This is a genomic window from Taklimakanibacter deserti (genome assembly GCA_003574785.1).
In genome coordinates this window covers 415,549-434,630 of sequence record QORU01000005.1, presented here as the reverse complement: position 1 = coordinate 434,630, position 19,082 = coordinate 415,549, and the positions used below count along the sequence as shown (strand labels likewise).

Sequence of the window (19,082 nt, the reverse complement as noted above, 5' to 3'; positions counted from 1 at the left end):
CCCTCCGAAGCTTTAGCAGCAGGAGGGCCGTATGGCATCTTCATCCCGTCCCGCGATTGCCGAAGCGACGCCAAAAGGTACTGGCGGGGTTCTTCACGCCTGCACCCGCGCCGGCCACGACCTGCCGATCATCGATGTGACCCATCCCCGCTTCGCGGTCGCCGATGACGAAGCCGCACGCGCCGCGCGCAGCCGAGCTTTTCTCAGCGATGACCGGCAACGCGGCTGGATCCCTCCCTTCCTCTTGCGCTTCCTGCTGCGCCGGTTGGCGCGGAAATCGCGGCTCGCCGCCGCCATGTTCAACCCTATCTCGACGGGCTCAGCACCTATGTGATGAAGCTCGGCGCCGATAATCTGGTGCCGCCTTTCGACAGCCCGGCCGACCGCCGCTTCGCCGCCTCGCCGCACATCACGCTGATGCGCCTCAGGACGCAGCAAGTGGCGAGCCTCATCGCCGAGGCGATCGCCGCGGACCAGGCCTTCGCGAGCGATGCCCCCTTGCACCTCGTCAATGTCACCGGCGGGCCGGCGCTCGATTCCATCAACAGCCTGATCCTCTTGAAGCACAGAGAGCCGCGACTGCTGCAGCGGCCGATCGTGATCCATGTCCTCGACCGCAATGAGGACGGCGCGTTGTTCGGCGCCAATGCGCTCGCCGTCCTGAAAGAGGATGACAACCCGCTCGCGGGCGTCGATGCCGCCTTCGTCCATCACGACTACGACTGGAACACAGCTCAGGATCTGGAGCGGCTCCTGGAGAAGCTCACGGCCGCAGGTGGTGTCGTAGGGGCGTCGAGCGAAGGCGGCCTGTTCGAATATGGCAGCGATGACGCGATCATCGCCGATCTGCGCGTTCTCCATGAATATTCGCGCTTCATCGCCGGCTCGGTGACGAGCGGCGATGAGATCAGGCGGCGGATGATCGCCATGTCTCCGGTGAAGCCTGGCTGATCACCAGAAGAAACTGAGGCCGCCCGAGACCGAGGGCTTGCTGATGTCGTCGCTGAACAGATAGCTGCCCCGGGCGAAGAGGACGGTGCTGGAGGAGAGATCGAGATCGATCTGGCCCACGACTTCGCCATAGACGCCGTCCAGCGTGTCGTCCGTTATGGCGAGCACCGGCCCGGTGGATATGATGTCGATCTCGTTGTCGCCGTCGAAGACGTCCCAGACCCGGCCGGCGACCGATGTCCTGATCATTTCCGCATCGATGCCCAGACGCAGGCCGGCGCCGCCCCGCATACTGTCATTGGTGCCAGGATCGATATCGGAGCCGCCGATCGAAAATTTGTTGATCTTGGTCGAGATCGCATCGAGCGAGAGCATGGGCTCGACGAACAGGCTCTCGCCGAAGCGGAAGCCGATATCGGCGCGGCCGCCGAGCGAGGCCACGTCGGTATTGTCATGGTCATTGGCGGGCGCCAGCGACGGCGCCGAATAATCCAGGTCGAGCACATCGGCCTTGAGCAGGATATTGGCGAAGAAGCCGCCCGTGAGGAAGCTCGCATAGACGCCGAGCGTAGCGCCTTCCGTCTTGATCGAGGTCGAGCTCTGATCGAAGTCGAGGGAGGAGTCGACATAGCCCGCCAGCACGCCCAGAATGAAAGTGCCGTCATCGCCGAGGCTGATCCCGGCATCGGCGCCGGCGACGAAGCCATAGACCGAATGGCTATAGTCGAGATCGAAGCCTGAGATCCGGGCGTTGCGGTCGGTCCAGCTGCCCAGAGCCTGGAACCACAGGCTGCTTTCCGCCGCAACGTCGCCCGGCAGCGGTGGATCGGCCACCACCGATACAAAAACCCGATCGGCAATGCGGTCGCGCAGCACTTGCTGGCGCCCTTCCCAGGCATTGGCCGTATCGCGCCAGATTTCCTGGCTCGACGCGACCGTGGCCAGGGTCTCGAAGACCTCCTCATCGGCCGAAGAGACGAGCCGGAACTGGTCGTTGGCCTGATCGGTATTGTTGAAGACGAGGTCATAGACGAAAAGACCCTTGTCGATCGGTCCATTCGCCAGGACGAAATCGCCTTCATGACCGATGCCCGCCACGTCGACCACCAGGATGCCGGTCGGATTGAAGGCGCCGGGGCCCAGATTGATGTCGTTCAACACGATCCGGGTCACGCCGGACGTGTTGCCGCCGACCGCCAGGACGTCGGACAGCGATGCGGGACCGCCCAGGGATGCATCGACATGGAGCTCGGCGCCGGCCTGGCCGACATAGTTGCCGCTGGTCTCGAGCCGGTCCGAGATATTGGCGGCGCCGGCGGCCTGGTCGGCGAGCAGGATCTTGCCGGCATTGTTCAAGGTCTCGAGACTTTGGAAGCGGGCGGTCTCGGCGACCGCGCTGTTGGTCCCGACGGCGATTTTCTGGTTGTTGTTGACGACATCGGCGCCGGCGCCGAAATTGCTGGTGCCCCTGGTGGTCCAGGTGCCGTCATTGTCCATCTTGTCGGCGATGCCGCCGGTCTCGATGCGTCCGGTGATGAGGCCGGTATTGTCGATCTCGGCGGAACCGCCGGAGGCGAGAATCGCCAGATCCTGGGCGAGCCCGCTCACATTCGCTACCGTTCCGCGATTGATCATCTGGATGGCGCCGACGCCGCTCGCCGCCTCGATGCCCGCCTTCGTGCCGGCGACGGTGCCGTCATTGGTGACGCTGATGATGGCACCGGCACCTGTGGTGGCCTTGATTCCGCTCAGCCCGCCCTTCGTTTCGGAGCCTTGGCCGATCGTGACGGAGACATTCCCGGAACCGCTTGCCGCTTCAATGCCGTTGTCGCCCCCATTGACTTTCGCGCTCGCTCCCGTCGTCACCTTGACGACGCCATCGGCAAAGCTGGTCGCGTCGATGCCGTCGTCACTGCCCCCACCAATCTCGGAGCCGGCGCCGGTGTTGACCGTGATCGCGCCGGCGTTGAAGCCGATCGCCTGGATGCCTTCCGTGACGCCCGTCGTCCGAGATTTTTCACCCGTGGTGACCGTTATGTCGCCGCCGGCATTGGTACCCACTTCAATGCCGATCTGGCCGGAGCCCTGGACGTCCGACTCCTTGCCCGTGGTGACCGTGACAGCGCCGCCCTGATTGCTTTGCGCGTGAATGCCGGTAATGCTGCCGCCTGTCTGGGACTTTTCGCCTGTGGCGACGCTGACCGTGCCGGAATCGGCCGACGCAAAGATGCCGGTTCTGCCGCTCACCGTGCCTTCCGCGGTCACCGAGACGGAGCCCTGCTCCCCCGCCACTGCATTGATGCCGGCGGTATTGGCGGTGGCAAGGCCACCGCTGACCGAGGTCCCCACCTCCGTCTTGACCGTCACGTTCCCCTCTTCGCTGAGCACATTGATGCCATTGGTGCCGCCGGTTACCGAGCTGCCGGTCTCGACGTTGATCGTGAGATCTTCACCCGCCTCATCGGCCTTGGCATCGATGCCGCTGCCGCCCGCATTGATCGCGTCGCTGCCATTCTGCAAGGTGACCGTCCCGTCACCCGCGTCGAGATCTTCGAAAAGAATGCCACCGTTAACGACGTCGTGATTGTCCAGACGCAAGGTGAAGTCGCCGCCTTCATAGTCTTCGTTGCTGTCCGGATAGGTGAGCTGCACGTTGGTCGAGCCGTTGGCGCAGACCGTCGAATGCGCGTCGTCGGCCGCGCCGATGCAGGGATCGGCATGGGCCGGCGCCATCATCGCCGCTTGCGCCAAGAGGAAGCCGCCTGCCGCCGCCGCCAGAGCCCGGGGCGCAGTGCCGCCCAACCAGATTATCTTGCCTGCCATATCTTCCCCCATCATTGCGTGATTGCGATGCGCCGGGACAGAGAGATATCGGCCGATCCGTTTCAATTCAACGACCTGTTGTGATCGAACAACACCGTCGGCGACGCCTCCGATTCAGATTTCGTAGGAGGCTGCGAACCTGTTCGCTTCAAGCCGACACTTCGCCGCACTGAGCGGGATGGCGGACCACGGCGTACAGACGTTCTCAACCTCTTCCGAAGATCTGCGCGGCCCTGTTCACCGACAGCCGTGTAACATCTCGCGGCCACCCCGTGCGACGGCCGCTTGTGGTGCATATGCAACGGCGGCGGGGAAAACGTCCCGAGCGGCGGCCTGACGAGGGCCGCGGCGGTCGACCGGGCCGGCGGCGCAGCGTAAGCGCGCAGGAAAAAATCCTCAGGAGCGTGCAGACGCGAACTCCCCTTTGACTTGCCGGGCAAAGGCGGGCACTAAGGCAGGAGGCAACCTCCATCCAACCGACCCCGCGCGCTCCCATGGCCCATGACACTCTCGCCGGCGTCTTCTCGCCGGTCCTGACACCGTTCGACAAGAATCTCGCGATCGATGCCAATCTGTTCGTCAAATTCTGCAGTTGGATCCTGACGCAAGGGGCGGGGCTCGCCGTGTTCGGCACGAATTCGGAAGCGAATTCGCTCACCGTCGGGGAAAAGCTCGAGCTTCTCGCCCGCCTGATCGAGGCCGAATTGCCGCCCGACAAGATGATGCCCGGCACCGGCGCCTGCGCGCTGCCCGATGCGGTGGCGCTCTGCCAGGCCGCGGCCAAGGCCAAGACGGCGGCGGTTCTCATGCTGCCGCCCTTCTATTACAAATCAGTGTCGGAAGACGGGCTCTTCGCCTTCTATGCGGAAGCGATCCAGCGCGTCGGCGATCAAGCGCTCAAGGTCTGCCTCTATCACATCCCGCAAGTGTCCGGCGTCCCGATCCCCCTCACGCTGATCGAGCGGCTGGTCAAGGCCTATCCCTCGACGGTCGTCGGCATCAAGGATTCGGGCGGCGATTTCGTCTACAGCAAGGCGCTATTGGAGGCGCTTCCGAGCTTCCGCACCTTCTGCGGCTCGGAAAAGTTCCTGCTCGAGACCATGCGGCATGGCGGAGCGGGCTGTATCTCGGCCATGGCCAATATCCATCCGGGCGCCATCGTCAATCTCTATGAGACACGCACCACGCCTGAGGCCGATGCCAAGCAGCAGGCGCTCAATCAGATGCGCAAGGCCTATGAGAGCGTCGCCATGATCCCAGCCCTCAAGCGCACGGTCGCCGAATATGGCAAGGCGCCGGCCTTCAAGACCATGCGGCCGCCGCTCACGGAACTCGCCGATGAGGATTGGGACGGACTCAAAACGAATCTTAACGATCTGAGCCTTAAAATGCCTAATCTCGACAAAATTCTAGCTTAGGTTCCCGGTCCGCGGGAGCCTGCATCCGCTACGCCATTGATCTTGAACAAGGAGTACGGTACTCCGGCTCAAGAGACGGGCGCTTTATAAGTTGAGAGGAAGACATTGTGGCGGCACGGTTACGTCTCAAAGCCATGAGCTTGTTCGTTGCGGTGAGCTTTGCCGCAACGCCTGTCCTTGCCGGTGCCGGCCCCTCTCTGCTGTTCGATCCCGCGACCGGCGAAGTCGTGTCGCAGGATCGCGCCGGCGAGCCCTGGTATCCCGCTTCGCTCACCAAACTGATGACGGCCTACGTCATCTTTCACAAGCTCAAGCGCGGGGAAATGCAGCTCGATCAGAAGCTCACCGTGTCGGAGCTCGCCTCGAGCCAGCCGCCGAGCAAGGTCGGCATGAAGTCCGGCACCACCATCACCGTCGATCTCGCGCTGCAGATGCTGCTCGTCTATTCCGCCAATGACATGGCCTATGTGCTGGCCGAAGGCGCCAGCGGCACCTATCAGAACTTCGCCAAGCTGATGAATGCCGAAGCTGCGCGCCTCGGCATGACGGCGACGCATTATGCCAATCCCAACGGCCTGTTCGACGCAAGGCAAGTGACGAGCGCCCGCGACATCGGCATGCTGGCGACGGCGCTCCTGCGCGATTTCCCCGAGCATGCCCATTACTTCTCGCAAGCCGCGGTGAGCCTCGGCAAAAGGCAATTGCGCAACCGCAATGCGCTGCTTAGGCAAATGAAGACGGCGGACGGCATGAAGACCGGCTTCGTCTGCAGTTCCGGCTTCAATCTCGTCGCCTCGGCGACCGACAACGGCCGCAAGCTCATCGCCATCGTGCTCGGCGCCTCGGGCGGCAGGGAACGCGCCGACCTCGCCGAGATGATGCTGACCTCGGGCTTCGCCAAGCCGCCGCAGCCGCAGCAGATGCGCATCGGCGCGATCGCCAATACGCAGCTCGGCGCTTTGGTGCCTGCCGACCTCACCCAGATCGTGTGCCGAGGCAAGCCCACACCCGTCGCCAAGGCATCGACCCTCACCGGCTGGGGTGTGTCCTTCGGCTCCTATGACAAGCCCGCCACCGCCGACATGGCGCTGCGCGGCCGCCTCCTCGGCGTGCGCGACCTGATCCAGGAATCGACCAGCGGGGTGGTGAAGGTCCCCGGCGCCAACGGCTTCAACGCCATGGTATGGAACCTCGACCAGGCCTCCTCGCTCTCGGTCTGCACCGCCTTCAAGAAGCAGAACAGCTATTGCGACGTGATGACGCCGGAAAGCTTCGCCTCGATCGCAGCACTTGCGCGCGCCACCGAAGAGCGCATCCAGCCCGCCGCCTCGCAGGGCGATGTCGCCCCGCCCAAGAAAAAGAAGGCGCGCCGGAAAAAGAAGAGGTAGGGGGCTCAAGGCCCCTTCCCGCGACGTCATGCGGCCCGGTTGACCCGCCCATGAGCGGGAGCGGACCCGGCAGGGGCTGACGGCAGGCCCCCCATCGCCTATATCAGCGGCCTATGAGCAGCGACCCCCAGATCCTTCCCGTCTCGGTGATCACCGGCTTCCTCGGCGCCGGTAAGACCACTTTGCTCAACAGCCTGCTGAAGGACCCGATGCTCGCGGACGCCGCGGTCATCATCAACGAGTTCGGCGAGATCGGCCTCGACCACCTGCTGGTCGAGCGCTCGGATGAGAATGTGTTCGAGATGTCGTCGGGCTGCCTGTGCTGCACCATTCGCGGCGATCTCATCGACACCATGCTCAAGCTCATCGCGCGGCGCGATAAGGGCGAGATCAAGGCCTTCGACCGCATCGTCATCGAGACGACCGGCCTCGCCGATCCCGCTCCCGTGCTGCATACGGTGATGAGCGAACCCGATCTCCTCTCCCGTTGCCGGCTCGAAAGCGTCGTCACGGTCGTCGACGGTGTCGCGGGCGAGGCGACGCTCGATGCCCATAGGGAAGCGGTGAAGCAGGCGGCGGTTGCCGACCGGCTGGTGCTGACCAAGCTCGATCTCCTCACCGGCCGCGAAGGCGAGGACGCGCTCCATTCGCTGATCGGCCGGCTCCGGGCGCTCAACCCGGCGGCGCGCATCCTCACCACGCACCGGGGCGAAGCCACCGCGGCGCGGCTCTTGAACAGCGGCCTCTACAATCCCGAAACCAAGTCGCTCGACGCCAAGGCCTGGCTCAATGCCCAGGCCTATGCCGCGGGTGAAAAGCGCCGCCGCCATCGCCATCATGAGCATCATCACGATCACGACCATGAGCATCACGACGTGTCGCGCCATGACGACCATATCCGCTCCTTCAGCTTTGCCGATGCGCGCGCCATCAGCCCGCAAGGGCTCGATATGTTCTTAGGCCTGCTCCAGTCCTATCACGGCGCCAACATGCTGCGCATGAAAGGGATCGTGAAGGTCGCCGATGATCCGGAGCGGCCCATCGTGCTGCATGGCGTGCAGCATATCTATCATCCGCCGGTGCGCCTTCCCAACTGGCCCGACGGCGATGAGCGCACGCGGCTGGTGTTCATCGTCAAGGATATCGAGAAGCGCCAGATCGAGGAGCTGTTCAAGGCCTTTACCGACGAGGTCTCGGGCGCCGGCGCCTTCCACACCGACAAGACCCTTTCACTCGGCTAACCCACTGGAGTTCGATTGATGCTCAAATTGTTCGGCCTCAAGAAATGCACCACGTGCCAGAAGGCCATGGACTATCTCGACAAGAAGAAGAAGGCTTACGACTTCACCGATGTGAAGGAGGACAAGCTGTCGAAGGAGCAAGTGGCCAAATGGTCGAAGGCTTTGGGCGGCTGGGAGAAGATGATCAACCGTGCCGGCTATACCTGGCGCGGCCTGCCGGCGGCGGAAACCGAGAATCTCACCGAGGCCAAGGCGGTGACGCTGGCGATGAAGAACCCCTCGCTCATCAGGAGGCCGCTCATCGAGCACCGGGACGGCTCGGTGACCGTCGGCTTCTCCGACAAGGTGAAGGGATTCATCGGGTAGCGAGTCGAGGGGGCAGCTTCGCAGGTGACCCCTCAGCCCGCCAATACTTCAACCCGATGTCAGTTCTTGGGCAGAAGATGATCGCCAAAGGGGTTGTCGATCACCATCAGCCAGCGCCCGTCAGGCTGTTTGCGCAGGACCACCACCGAAAGTCCGCTTTGCTCGATCGGCGCTCCGCCGGGTACTTTTCCCGACATTTTCCACGTGTAGGAATGAAGGGCGATATCGCCCGCCTGGATGACTTCATGGCGCGCAACGTCAAGCTTGGGATCGAGCGCCAGGAATTGTTTGAAAGCCTCACGCAGTGCCGGCGTTCCCATGGCGGGCTTGCCGGGTTGGCCGACAACGACGGCATCTGGCTCATAAGTGGCAAGAATGCCCTCAATATCACGCGCGGCCACCGCTGAATTATTCCTGTCGATCGTAGATTGGATCTGGTCGTGTTCCATTGTCGGGCTTTCCTGATTGTCTGGTGACTGGGCGTAAATCGACGGGGTGCCAAGCATCACAAAGGCGAGGCATGTCAGCCTGTAAAAGGCCTTCGATGTCATTTGATTTCCTCCAGCAACGGTGAGGAAACCTAATGTGCCCACATGTCAGAAAACGGCAGTAGTCATCTGTTTGCACGGGCCGAGGGCTTCGGACTCGCGCCAAAGCTTGATGAGATCGTGGCGGCGGCGTGGATAGCGCGACGACATTTCCGAAAGTGACGAAATGCGGTCCGTACGAAAATGCCGCAGGCCATCGCGCAGCTCGCACCATGCCGAAATGAGCCGCCCGCCGTCAAAGTAGCTGAGCAAAAAAGGCCATATGACACGTTCGGAATTCTTGCCTGCACTATCGCTATAGTGAATGAGCAGCTTGCGTTCGCGGTGGATCGCTCGCCTTACGACCGACATATCGATGGTCTCTCGCGAAGAATACGCACTCGGCCCGACGAGGAGATATTGCGCTTCAACACGATCGACGAGCTCATTGGGCATGACTGCGCTCAATCTTGCCATGGCCCTGCGCGCGGCTACCGCCAATGGCTTGTCGGCCCTGTCGGCTACCCAGCGCGACCCGAGAATGAGAGCATCCACCTCCTCCACCGTGAACATGACCGGCGGCAAAAGGAATCCCGAGCGCAGAACATATCCGAGGCCCGGCTCTCCCTCGATACCGGCCCCCAGCGCTCGCAATGAGGCAATGTCGCGATAGAGGGTGCGGATCGAAACATGCAACGCTCGCGCCAAGTCGATCCCCGGAACAGGGCGACGATGGCGTCTGAGTTCCTCTATCAAGTTCAGGAGTCGTTCGGCCCGTGAAATGCCAGCCTCCGTCATTTTCGCCGTGAAAACTCGCCGATCTTATCAATGATTGCGATATCGAAAAAGCGGCGAATACGGTTTGCCTTGACAGCTCGTCAGCCCCGTCGCCAATGGCTTTCGCCAGGAGGAGCTTCGCGATGACCATCACCATTACCGCCTTTGAACGGTCTCCCGATGGCGGCAAGGGACTGGCGCGTGATACGCGGGTTCGCTGGGCGCTCGAAGAAGTGGGCCAGGCTTACGCGGTTCGGCTGGTTTCGTTTCAGGCGATGAAGGAACCGGCACATCTGGCGCTTAATCCGTTCGGCCAGATTCCGACCTATGAGGAAGGCGATCTCGCTTTGTTCGAAACGGGAGCGATCGTGCTCCATCTCGCCCAGCGCCATTCAGGCCTGCTGCCGCAGGATGCCGATGCCCGGGCGCGGGCGATCACCTGGATGTTTGCCGCGCTCAACACGGTGGAGCTGCCGATCCTCGAGTTCGTAACCGCCCGGATTCTGGAGAGCGACAAGCCCTGGAGCACGGAGCGGATGTCTCTGGTCAAGGATCGCGTCCGCGAGCGGCTGCGGCAGCTTTCCGACCGGCTGGGCGGCGCCGACTGGCTCGACGGTGCATTCAGCGCGGGCGATTTGATGATGGTGTCGGTGCTGCTCAGGCTGAGAGCCTCGGGCCTTCTGGACGAATTTCCGAACCTGGCCGCCTATGTCGCCCGCGGCGAAGCGCGGCCTGCCTATAAGCGGGCTTTCGATGCTCAGGCGGCGATCAACACCTAGCCCCCGGCCGGCTGATCCTAACCCCGCACCAGCGGCCTGGTCATGCAGGTCGGGCCGCCTTCGCCCTTGCGACAGATCTCGTCCGCCTTGATGACCTCGACCCTGACGCCCGCGGCCTTCATGCGCCGCTCGGTCTCGGGGTTGCCCGCCACCATCATCGCATGGCGCGGACCGATCGCCAGGACATTGCAGCCCATGCTGTCGAATTCCTCGTTGGGCACCTCGACGAAGCCGATGCCGCGGGCTTCGAGGAACTCCACGAGCCGCACCGGCATCAGCGGCAGATAGACCACCGCCAAATCCTTATCGAGCGGGCTCAGGACCGACATCAGATGGAAGACGTCGCTTTTGCCCTTGTAGTGCGGCAGGTCGAATTCGAGGATCTCGACATCGGAGCCGGCGAGCTTGCGCAATTGCGCGATGCCGTCGCGATTGGTGCGATAGCCGATGCCGGCCAACAGTGTGTGGCGGTCGATCCAGACGAGATCGCCGCCCTCGACCGAGCCCGGACCTTGGATCTCGCCGGCGATCGGAAAGCCCAAAGTCTCGAGATGGGCGCCGTTCACCTGTGCCTCGCGCCGCCGCTGCGGCTTGCCCATATGCGGTCGCACCAGGCCGCGCGGTGTCACGATCAGCGCATCATGCGTGTAGAGCGAATCGAGCGTCAGGCCGTCGCCGTCGGGCAGAGCGATGACATCAGCGCCGGCCGCTTTCAGAATCGACTCGACACGGGCGAATTCGCGGTTCGCCTCGGCGAGGTCGGGCCGCGAATGATAGTTGAGCGGCTTCCATTCGGCATCGAGCCTCGCGTCGCTCTTGAAGGCGACCGACGGTGGGCGCACCGCCACTTTTTTGAGCGATCCCCAATTGTTGAAGCTGCCGAAATCGAAACTCATTTGCGCCTGATCCTGAAAATATGCCGGCCCTCCGCCTTCTCATGCGAGAGGAGCTCATGGCCCTGTTCGTTGCAGAAGTGGGGAACGTCTATGACGGAAGCGGGGTCGGTGGCAATGAGCTTCAAGGTCTCGCCGGATTTTAGCCCGGCCAGGCGCTTGCGCGCTTTCAGCACCGGAAGCGGGCATAAAAGGCCTTGGGCATCGAGTTCGTGTTCGGTCATCCCTGCACTATAGCCGCCCCGCCGGCGACCTGCTATGCGGGTCGCCCGAATGGAGACGATCATGCCTTTGATGACCAAGCTCGCTTTCACCGGACGTGTCGAGGCGCTGCTCAGGAACCCCGAGCGGGCGACGGGCCTCGAGAAAGCCCGTGTCGAGAGCCTGAAACTGCGCTTCGACGGCATCGAAGGCGACTGCCATAGCGGGCTCACGCGCAAGGCCGATGTGCGCACCATCCGGCAATATCCGCGCGACACGCCGATCCGCAATGTCCGCCAGCTCACCTTGCTGTCGGTCGAGGAACTCGCTGACATTGCCGGCATCATGGAGATACCCGAGGTCAAGCCGGAATGGGTCGGCGCCAATGTCGTGACCTCCGGCATTCCCGACCTGACGCTGCTGCCGCCCTCATCGCGCCTGCAGTTCCCCTCCGGCGCCACCATCGTCGTCGACATGGAGAACGAGCCCTGCCGCTATCCGGCCGAGATCATCGAGAGGCACAATCCTGGGCAGAAAATGGGCTTCGTCAAAGCGGCGAAGCACAAGCGTGGCATCACCGCCTGGGTCGAGCGCGAGGGCGATATCGGCCTTGCGGACGAGATCACTTTGTGGATCCCGCCGCAGCGCCTCTATGAAGCGGGCGCTGCGTGAGCGTGCCTACGTCCATTGCCGGCTGCATCCTGGCGGGCGGCCAGTCGCGGCGCATGGGCGAGGACAAGGCCCGGCTTCTTCTCGGGGAGACGCCGCTGATCACCCACGCAATCGCCCGGCTTGCGCCGCAGGTCGCCCAGCTCATCGTCAACCGGCATGACGGCACGCAGCCGATCGACACACAAGGACTGCCGGTGGTGACGGATGCGCCGGGCGATCATCTGGGCCCGCTTGCCGGCCTCCTCGCGGCGCTCGACTGGGCCGGGCGCCATGATTTCGCTTTCGTCGCCACCGCCGCCGTCGATACGCCATTCTTCCCGCGCGATCTGGTGCCGAAGCTCGTGGCGGCGGCGCAAGGCCTGGACATGGCGGTGGCGAGTTCGGATGGAAGGTTGCATCCGGTATTCGGCCTGTGGAAGGTGACGCTGGTCCCGGTCTTGCTGGACTTCATGCAGGGCAGCCGGCGCTCCATGAACGACTGGGCCATGTCGCAGGGCGCGGGCATCGCGGAATGGACCTCTCTGCCCTATGATCCGTTCTTCAACATCAATACGCCCGAAGACATGGACATGGCGCTCAGACTGCGCGCGGAGTATCGGCCATGACGGCGAAGATCATCGGCGTCGCCGGTTTCAAGAATGCCGGCAAGACCACGCTGGTCGAGAGGCTGGTGCGCGAATTGACGAGACGCGGCTATCGCATCGCCACCGTCAAGCATGCGCATCATTCCTTCGACATCGATCATGAGGGTCGCGACAGCTTCCGCCACCGTGCCGCCGGCGCCAGCGAGGTCGCGGTGGTCTCGCGCCAACGCTGGGCGATCATCCATGAATCGCGCGATGAAGAGGAGCCGTCCTTCGCGGCGATCCTCGCCAAGCTCTCGCCCTGCGACCTCATCATCGTCGAAGGCTACAAGCATGGCGATCACGCCAAGATCGAGGTGCGCAACCTGGCGCTCGATCATCCGCAGCTCGCGGGCGAGGATCGGAGCGTCGTGGCGATCGCCGCCACGGGGCCGGTGCCGGATGCGCCGGTGCCGGTTTTCGACCGCGACCATGTCGAAGCACTCGCCCAGTTCATCATCACTCGCATGGAGCTCGACCCGAAATGACGCCCAACGACGTGGTCGATTTCTGGCTCAAGGCCGGCGAAGAGCGCTGGTTCACCAAAAACGCGGCTTTCGACGGCCAGCTGTCGGTGCGCTTCAAGGATGCGCTGGCCAAAGCCCGCGACGGCGCCTTCGATCATTGGACGGAAACGCCCAAAGGAATGCTGGCGCTGATTCTGATGCTCGACCAGTTCTCGCGCAACATCCATCGCGGCTCACCGCTGGCTTTCGCCGCCGACAAGAAAGCGCTGGCGCTCGCCAGACAGGCGGTGGCGCGCGGCGACCATCTCGCCATGCCGGCGACGCTCGCCCGCTGGATCATCATGCCCTTCGAGCATGCCGAGGATCTCGATGCGCAAATGCGCTGCGTCGCGCTGTTCTCGGTGCGCGATCCGGACGACATGACCCATTGGGCCAAGCTCCATCTCGACATCATCGCCCGCTTCGGGCGCTTCCCGCATCGCAACGCCATATTGGGGCGGAAGTCGACGCCGGAGGAGCTCGCGTTCCTGGCGGCGGGCGGGTTTTCGGGTTGATCGCCCGCTTTCGGGCGCGGTGTTGTCAAGCCGGTGCAAAATGGTCTATGTGACTTTGCGTTCAAACAGGAGGGGAAGTCGATGCTGCATCAGCACTTCCAGCACAGAACTCGTGGACCTGTGTTCGCCCCGCGCTCGATTTCGTGGGGCTGACTGAGGAACGCATCGCCGTCTCATCGTCAGCCTCTTTGGGCACAGTTGGCTGTGCCGCCCTGACTTGATGAGCCTGCAATGTCCCTTATCTCCGCCAAAGACCTTTCCCTGATCCGTAGCGAGTCACTTTTCAGAGGACTCAACTTCTCGGTCGCCAAAGGTGACCGCCTGGGCCTCGTTGCGGCAAATGGGCGAGGCAAATCCTCGCTCCTTCGCATCGTGGCGGGCGAGGAAGACGCTACGACAGGAACCGTGACACGCATGCGCGGCCTGGTCGTCGCCTTCGCATCGCAGGACGTGCCCGAACGTCTCTCACCCTTGAGCCTTCATGACGCCGTGCGCGACGCGCTCGCCCCCGAGGTCGCCGAAACGGAGAGCTGGCGGATCGATGTCCTGCTCGATGATCTCGCCGTGGACGAGGCCATAAGAGGCAGCACAGTTCACAGCCTGTCCGGCGGCTGGCAGCGGACCATGCTTCTCGCGCGGGCGGCCGTGGTCGAACCTGATCTGCTTCTTCTGGACGAGCCGACGAACCATCTCGACATTGGCCGCATCGGCGTGTTGCAGCGGTTTCTTATCGCCTTGCCGCGCGACTGCGCGGTGATCGCGGCGAGCCATGATCGCGCCTTTCTCGATGACGTAACCAACCGCACCCTGTTCCTGCGCCCTGAGGACAGCGAAGACTTCTCCCTGCCCTATTCCCGCGCGCTCCAGGCGTTGGAAGAGCGCGATGCGTCGCGCGATCGCCAGTATGAGAACGACATGCGCAAGGTCAAAGCGCTGCGGCAGCAAGCGGCAAAGCTCAAGAACATAGGTATCAATTCCGGCTCCGACCTGCTGGTGGTCAAGACCAAGCAGCTTTCGGAGCGGGCCGACCGGCTGGAAGAGCGGGCGCGGCCGGCGCATCAGGAACGCTCCGCCGGGGCGATCCGCCTGACCAACAGCGGCACCCATGCCAAGGCGTTGGTGACGATAAACGATGCGGCGGTCACGACGCCGGACGGGCGGCTCCTGTTCCGCACCGGGAAGCTGTGGATCGAGAAGGGAGATCGGATCGCTGTGCTCGGTGCCAACGGGACGGGCAAGACCCGACTAGTCGAAAGACTGCGGGTAGCTCTTGCCGAGGGGGATCAACATATCCGTGGCTCGGCCAGCCTCAAGCTCGGCAATTCCGATCAGGCGCTGTCCCAGCTCGACGCTTTCCCGACGCCCTGGGATGCGGTGAAGCGATCCGGCGACCTGACCGACCATCAGGCAAGGGCGCAACTCGCCGGAACGGGGATAAGCATCGACGCGCAGACTGCACCCCTTGCGCGGCTTTCGGGTGGCCAGCGGGCGCGGCTGGCGATGCTGCTCCTGCGACTGTCGGAACCCAATTTCTATCTGCTGGATGAGCCGACAAACCACCTCGATATCGAGGGGCAGGACATGCTGGAAAGCGAGTTGATCGAGCACAACGCGGCCTGCCTTCTGGTCAGCCACGACCGGGCCTTCGTGCGCGCCGTGGCGACGCGGAACTGGGTGATTTCGGCTAAGAAGCTGGTCGAGGTCGACGACCCGGGGCCGATCTTCGCGCAACTGCTTGCGGGGTGAGGGTGTCGGATTCCGCCATCCTCTGGTCGTTCCATCTCACGACCGTTGAATTCACCTCACTAATGTGCCCCAATCGGATCGAAGGACTATCGAGGAGTCTTCATGTCGGCGTTCCCCGAAAAGGCGAAGGTTGTCATCATAGGGTTGGGCGGCATCGTCGGAGCCTCCATCGCCCATCACCTGATCGAGCGCGGCTGGGACGACATCATAGGGATCGACAAGTCGGGCGTCCCCACCGATATCGGCTCGACGGCGCATGCCTCCGACTTCTGCTACACGACGAGCCACGACTATCTTTCGGTCTGGACGACGCAATACTCCATCGACTTCTATGAAAAGATGGGCCACTACGCCCGTATCGGCGGTCTCGAAGTCGCGCGCACCGGCCACGATGTCTGGATGGAGGAGATCAAGCGCAAGCTCTCCTCGGCCAAGGCGTTCGGCACCCGCGCGCACTATGTCTCGCCCGCCGAGATCAAGAAGCTGTTCCCGCTGATCGAGGAAGATCAGGTGATGGGCGGCATGTTCGATCCCGATGCCGGCCTCGTCATTCCGCGCTCGCAGACGGTTGCCGGAAAGCTGATCGATGCGGGTGAAAAATCCGGCAAGCTCAAGGTCTTCGGCAATACACCGGCGACCTCGCTCATCATCGAGAACGGCCGCATCAAGGGCGTCGTCACCCATCGCGGCACGATCATGGCCGACCATGTCGTCGTCTGCGCCGGAATCTGGGGCCGGCTCATCGCCGCCATGGCGGGCGAGGACCTGCCGGTGATGCCGGTCGACCATCCGCTGTCCTTCTTCGGCCCCTTCAACCAGTTCGAAGGCACGGGGAAGGAGATCGGCTATCCGCTGCTGCGCGACCAGGGCAACTCCGCCTATATGCGCGACACCGGCGACCCCAAGACCGCCGAAGGCGGCCAGATCGAATGGGGATATTACGAACAGACCAATCCGCGCCTCTGCCATCCGCGCGACATTCTCGAAAAGCAGGAGGCGCGCCTGTCGCCCTCGCAGCGCGATCTCGACATGGAGCAGATCATCGAGCCGCTGGAGCGCGCCATGGAGCTCACCCCGATCCTGGGCGAGCTCGGCTACAATGAAAGCCATTCCTTCAACGGCCTGCTGCAGGTGTCGGCGGCCGGCGGCCCGTCCTGCGGCGAGAGCCAGAAGGTGCGCGGGCTTTGGTATTGCGTCGCCATCTGGGTGAAGGACGCGCCGGGCTACGGCAAGCTGATCGCCGACTGGATGACCGACGGACGCACCGAGATCGACCATGCGTCGATCGACTATGCCCGGTTCTATCCGCACCAGCTTGACGAGAAATTTATCGAGGGCCGCACCTTCGAGGCCGCCCAGAAGATCTACTATCCGGCGGTGCATACGCGCGAGCCCTATGCGACGGGCCGCAATGTCAAGCGTTCGCCCTTCTATGAGCGCGAGAAGGAGCTTGGCGGCTATTTCATGGAGCTCGGCGGCTGGGAGCGTGCGCATGGCTATGCCGCCAACGAGCACCTTCTCAAGAAATACGGCAACCGCGTGCCGGAGCGCCCGAACGAGTGGGACAGCCGGCACTTCTGGCGCGTCTCCAACGCCGAGCATCTGGCGATGAGCGAGGATTGCGGCATCGTGAACCTCTCGCACTTCCACATGGTGGACATCGAAGGGCCGGACCATGTCGAGCTTCTCGAATGGCTGTGCGCCGCCAAGATCGGCGGCGATGCGAATATCGGCAAGGGCATCTATACCCACTTCCTCGATGACGAGGGCATGGTGCGCGCCGACTTCACCGTCTTCCGCATGGAAGACCGCTGCCGCCTCGTGAACGGCGCCGATGCTGGTCCGCGCGACTTCCACTATATGCGCCGCATTGCCGAGGACCGCGGCCTCGACGTCACCATTACGGATACCTCGGAAAACTATGTCACCATCGGCATCTGGGGTCCGAATGCGCGGGCGACGCTGAAGAAGGCCGTCGCCGATCCTTCCGGCCTCGATCCCGCAAACTTCCCCTTCGCCGCGATCAAGCAGATCGAGATCGCCGGCTTGCCGGTCACCGCCTTCCGCATATCCTATGTCGGCGAGCAGGGCTGGGAACTGCACATGAAATATGAAGATGGCCTAGCCGTCTGGGACGCGCTGCGCGCGACCGGCGTGATGGCCTTCGGCGTCGAGACCTATGCGAATTCGCGCCGGATGGAAAAGAGCCTGCGCCTGCAGAATGCCGACCTCCTCACCCAGTACAACCTCATCGAGGCCGACCTCGCGCGTCCCAAGGTCAAGGACGCCGATTTCCGCGGCAAGGCGAAGCATCTCGAATACAAGGCGCGCGCCCACCAGCCGGCCATGCTGTGCACGCTGGTGATGACGGAGAACACCGACAAGACCGGCGTGATGCGCTATCCCGTCGGCACTCTGCCGGTCATGGATCCGGAAACGGGCGAAGTGCTGGTCGACGAGCTCGGCCGGCGCTCCTACACGACCTCCATCGCCTTCGGCCCGACCATCGGCAAGAACATCGCGCTCGCCTATCTGCCCTGGGCCTATTGCCAGGAAGGCCGGAAGCTCCATGTCGAGTATTTCGCCGAGACCTACCCCGTCGAGGTGGCGGGCGTCGGCTACAAACCGCTCTACGATCCGGAAAACCTGAAACCCAGGAGTTGATACTTACCCTTGCCCCTCGAAGCGGGGCGAGGGTAATCAGAGCTTTCGTAGCCACACGCTGTGGATGATGTGATCGGCCCCCTTGCGCAGGATGAGGTCGGCGCGCTGGCGGGTGGGGAGCACATTTTCGCGCAAATTCACGAGATTGATCGTCTCCCAGATGCGGTTGGCGGTGGCGTTCGCTTCCTTGTCGGTGAGCGAGGCGTAGCGATGGAAATAGGATTTGGGATCGCGGAAGGCGGTGTCGCGTAGCGAGAAGAAGCGCGTCACATACCAGTCGCGCAGGACATCCTCGGCCGCGTCGAGAAAGATCGAAAAATCGAAAAAGTCCGACACGAAGGGAATGATCTTGCCATCGCGCGGCGGCCGTCCCGCCTGCAGCACGTTGAGGCCTTCGACGATGAGGATGTCGGGCCGGTCGACGGTGACGCGCTTGTCCGGCATGACGTTGTAGGTCAGATGCGAATAGACCGGCGCCGTCACCTTGCGCTTGCCCGCCTTGACGTCGGAGAGGAAGCGCAGCATCTGCGGCAAGTCATAGCTCTCCGGAAAACCTTTGCGGTTCATGATGCCCTCGCGCTCGAGGATCTCATTGGGCAGCAGGAAGCCGTCGGTGGTGACGAGATCGACCTTGGGATGGTTGGGCCAGCGCGCCAGAAGCCGCTGCAGGATGCGCGCCGTGGTGCTCTTGCCGACGGCAACGCTGCCCGCCATGCCGATGATGTAGGGCACCTTGGTGCCTTCGGCATGCAGGAACCGGTCGGTGGCGCGGAATAGTTCCTGGGTCGCCGCGACATAAAGATTGAGGAGGCGCGACAGCGGCAAATAGATCGCCACTACCTCGGCCAGATCGATACGGTCATTGAGGCCGCGCAACTCGTCGATATCCGCCTGGTCGAGGGTCATCGGCGTGTCGGCGCGCAGTTTCGCCCAGGCATTGCGCTCGAAATGGCGGTAGGGCGAGATCTCATCGCGCAGTGAATCCATCGGTT

19 protein-coding genes are annotated in these 19,082 nt (G+C 63.2%); 13 read left to right on the top strand and 6 right to left on the bottom strand.

What is annotated here, in order from left to right:
• The first annotated feature begins 31 nt into the window (after window positions 1-31).
• Together DS839_RS13120 and DS839_RS13115 are read left to right on the top strand one after the other, a co-directional pair.
• Entirely contained in the window at window positions 32-334 is a 303-nt protein-coding gene (locus DS839_RS13120) for a hypothetical protein (protein ID WP_119270770.1), read from the top strand.
• On the top strand, window positions 334-951 hold the full coding sequence (locus DS839_RS13115; RefSeq protein ID WP_119270769.1) for a hypothetical protein: 618 nt from the start codon (window positions 334-336) through the stop codon (window positions 949-951). The genes DS839_RS13120 and DS839_RS13115 overlap by 1 nt, the downstream gene beginning before the upstream one ends.
• Here DS839_RS13115 and DS839_RS13110 read toward each other — a convergent pair whose 3' ends face one another.
• Entirely contained in the window at window positions 952-3,774 is a 2,823-nt protein-coding gene (locus DS839_RS13110) for an autotransporter domain-containing protein (protein ID WP_162918491.1), read from the bottom strand. It abuts the gene before it with no gap.
• A gap of 494 nt (window positions 3,775-4,268) precedes the next feature.
• Between DS839_RS13110 and DS839_RS13105 the strand changes: the two genes are divergently transcribed.
• The 4 genes from DS839_RS13105 to DS839_RS13090 all read left to right on the top strand — a co-directional run bounded on the left by DS839_RS13105 (window position 4,269) and on the right by DS839_RS13090 (window position 8,187).
• Window positions 4,269-5,192 (top strand): dihydrodipicolinate synthase family protein, encoded by a 924-nt coding sequence (locus tag DS839_RS13105; RefSeq protein ID WP_119270767.1) that lies wholly within the window; start codon window positions 4,269-4,271, stop codon window positions 5,190-5,192.
• A 107-nt stretch (window positions 5,193-5,299) separates the two neighbouring features.
• Complete coding sequence (locus DS839_RS13100) at window positions 5,300-6,580, top strand: D-alanyl-D-alanine carboxypeptidase family protein (RefSeq protein ID WP_162918490.1); 1,281 nt, start codon at window positions 5,300-5,302, stop codon at window positions 6,578-6,580.
• Between the two features lie 113 nt (window positions 6,581-6,693).
• Window positions 6,694-7,821 (top strand): CobW family GTP-binding protein, encoded by a 1,128-nt coding sequence (locus DS839_RS13095; protein WP_119270765.1) that lies wholly within the window; start codon window positions 6,694-6,696, stop codon window positions 7,819-7,821.
• An 18-nt stretch (window positions 7,822-7,839) separates the two neighbouring features.
• Window positions 7,840-8,187 (top strand): Spx/MgsR family RNA polymerase-binding regulatory protein, encoded by a 348-nt coding sequence (locus tag DS839_RS13090; protein ID WP_119270764.1) that lies wholly within the window; start codon window positions 7,840-7,842, stop codon window positions 8,185-8,187.
• Between the two features lie 59 nt (window positions 8,188-8,246).
• Here DS839_RS13090 and DS839_RS13085 read toward each other — a convergent pair whose 3' ends face one another.
• Together DS839_RS13085 and DS839_RS13080 are read right to left on the bottom strand one after the other, a co-directional pair.
• Window positions 8,247-8,738, bottom strand: coding sequence for a YybH family protein (locus tag DS839_RS13085; protein WP_119270763.1), 492 nt, complete (start codon window positions 8,736-8,738; stop codon window positions 8,247-8,249).
• A 45-nt stretch (window positions 8,739-8,783) separates the two neighbouring features.
• Window positions 8,784-9,497, bottom strand: coding sequence for a helix-turn-helix transcriptional regulator (locus tag DS839_RS13080; protein ID WP_119270821.1), 714 nt, complete (start codon window positions 9,495-9,497; stop codon window positions 8,784-8,786).
• A 137-nt stretch (window positions 9,498-9,634) separates the two neighbouring features.
• On the opposite strand from DS839_RS13080, the gene DS839_RS13075 reads away from it, so the two are divergent.
• On the top strand, window positions 9,635-10,270 hold the full coding sequence (locus DS839_RS13075; RefSeq protein WP_119270762.1) for a glutathione S-transferase family protein: 636 nt from the start codon (window positions 9,635-9,637) through the stop codon (window positions 10,268-10,270).
• A 17-nt stretch (window positions 10,271-10,287) separates the two neighbouring features.
• On the opposite strand, the gene DS839_RS13070 is transcribed toward DS839_RS13075, so the two are convergent.
• Window positions 10,288-11,166 (bottom strand): dimethylarginine dimethylaminohydrolase family protein, encoded by an 879-nt coding sequence (locus DS839_RS13070; protein WP_119270761.1) that lies wholly within the window; start codon window positions 11,164-11,166, stop codon window positions 10,288-10,290.
• Complete coding sequence (locus DS839_RS13065; protein WP_119270760.1) at window positions 11,163-11,387, bottom strand: sulfurtransferase TusA family protein; 225 nt, start codon at window positions 11,385-11,387, stop codon at window positions 11,163-11,165. The genes DS839_RS13070 and DS839_RS13065 overlap by 4 nt, the downstream gene beginning before the upstream one ends.
• Before the next feature lie 61 nt (window positions 11,388-11,448).
• Between DS839_RS13065 and DS839_RS13060 the strand changes: the two genes are divergently transcribed.
• The 6 genes from DS839_RS13060 to DS839_RS13035 all read left to right on the top strand — a co-directional run bounded on the left by DS839_RS13060 (window position 11,449) and on the right by DS839_RS13035 (window position 18,090).
• Window positions 11,449-12,036, top strand: coding sequence for an MOSC domain-containing protein (locus DS839_RS13060; RefSeq protein WP_119270820.1), 588 nt, complete (start codon window positions 11,449-11,451; stop codon window positions 12,034-12,036).
• Entirely contained in the window at window positions 12,033-12,641 is a 609-nt protein-coding gene (gene mobA / locus DS839_RS13055) for a molybdenum cofactor guanylyltransferase MobA (protein ID WP_119270759.1), read from the top strand. Before DS839_RS13060 ends, mobA begins: the two co-directional genes overlap by 4 nt.
• Window positions 12,638-13,147, top strand: a complete 510-nt coding sequence (mobB, locus tag DS839_RS13050; protein WP_119270758.1) for a molybdopterin-guanine dinucleotide biosynthesis protein B — start codon at window positions 12,638-12,640, stop codon at window positions 13,145-13,147. The genes mobA and mobB overlap by 4 nt, the downstream gene beginning before the upstream one ends.
• A complete protein-coding gene (locus tag DS839_RS13045; protein ID WP_119270757.1) occupies window positions 13,144-13,680 on the top strand; it encodes a DUF924 family protein in 537 nt (178 codons plus the stop codon). Before mobB ends, DS839_RS13045 begins: the two co-directional genes overlap by 4 nt.
• 231 nt (window positions 13,681-13,911) lie before the next feature.
• Entirely contained in the window at window positions 13,912-15,426 is a 1,515-nt protein-coding gene (locus tag DS839_RS13040) for an ATP-binding cassette domain-containing protein (protein WP_119270756.1), read from the top strand.
• Window positions 15,427-15,528: 102 nt separating this feature from the next.
• Window positions 15,529-18,090: a GcvT family protein gene (locus DS839_RS13035; RefSeq protein WP_119270755.1), complete on the top strand. Its 2,562-nt coding sequence runs from the start codon at window positions 15,529-15,531 to the stop codon at window positions 18,088-18,090.
• 36 nt (window positions 18,091-18,126) lie between these two features.
• On the opposite strand, the gene coaA is transcribed toward DS839_RS13035, so the two are convergent.
• Window positions 18,127-19,077: a type I pantothenate kinase gene (gene coaA, locus DS839_RS13030; RefSeq protein WP_119270754.1), complete on the bottom strand. Its 951-nt coding sequence runs from the start codon at window positions 19,075-19,077 to the stop codon at window positions 18,127-18,129.
• Window positions 19,078-19,082: the final 5 nt, after the last annotated feature.

Excerpts from the sequence above, each read along its gene's own strand:
- DS839_RS13105 (WP_119270767.1), top strand. The coding sequence starts at position 4,269 with ATGGCCCATGACACTCTCGCCGGCGTCTTCTCGCCGGTCCTGACACCG.
- DS839_RS13060 (WP_119270820.1), top strand. The coding sequence starts at position 11,449 with ATGCCTTTGATGACCAAGCTCGCTTTCACCGGACGTGTCGAGGCGCTG.
- DS839_RS13035 (WP_119270755.1), top strand. The coding sequence starts at position 15,529 with ATGTCGGCGTTCCCCGAAAAGGCGAAGGTTGTCATCATAGGGTTGGGC.
- DS839_RS13070 (WP_119270761.1), bottom strand. The coding sequence starts at position 11,166 with ATGAGTTTCGATTTCGGCAGCTTCAACAATTGGGGATCGCTCAAAAAA.
- DS839_RS13075 (WP_119270762.1), top strand. The coding sequence starts at position 9,635 with ATGACCATCACCATTACCGCCTTTGAACGGTCTCCCGATGGCGGCAAG.
- DS839_RS13115 (WP_119270769.1), top strand. The coding sequence starts at position 334 with ATGAAGCTCGGCGCCGATAATCTGGTGCCGCCTTTCGACAGCCCGGCC.
- DS839_RS13040 (WP_119270756.1), top strand. The coding sequence starts at position 13,912 with ATGTCCCTTATCTCCGCCAAAGACCTTTCCCTGATCCGTAGCGAGTCA.
- DS839_RS13085 (WP_119270763.1), bottom strand. The coding sequence starts at position 8,738 with ATGACATCGAAGGCCTTTTACAGGCTGACATGCCTCGCCTTTGTGATG.
- DS839_RS13065 (WP_119270760.1), bottom strand. The coding sequence starts at position 11,387 with ATGACCGAACACGAACTCGATGCCCAAGGCCTTTTATGCCCGCTTCCG.
- mobB (WP_119270758.1), top strand. The coding sequence starts at position 12,638 with ATGACGGCGAAGATCATCGGCGTCGCCGGTTTCAAGAATGCCGGCAAG.
- coaA (WP_119270754.1), bottom strand. The coding sequence starts at position 19,077 with ATGGATTCACTGCGCGATGAGATCTCGCCCTACCGCCATTTCGAGCGC.
- DS839_RS13090 (WP_119270764.1), top strand. The coding sequence starts at position 7,840 with ATGCTCAAATTGTTCGGCCTCAAGAAATGCACCACGTGCCAGAAGGCC.
- DS839_RS13095 (WP_119270765.1), top strand. The coding sequence starts at position 6,694 with ATGAGCAGCGACCCCCAGATCCTTCCCGTCTCGGTGATCACCGGCTTC.
- DS839_RS13120 (WP_119270770.1), top strand. The coding sequence starts at position 32 with ATGGCATCTTCATCCCGTCCCGCGATTGCCGAAGCGACGCCAAAAGGT.
- DS839_RS13110 (WP_162918491.1), bottom strand. The coding sequence starts at position 3,774 with ATGGCAGGCAAGATAATCTGGTTGGGCGGCACTGCGCCCCGGGCTCTG.
- DS839_RS13045 (WP_119270757.1), top strand. The coding sequence starts at position 13,144 with ATGACGCCCAACGACGTGGTCGATTTCTGGCTCAAGGCCGGCGAAGAG.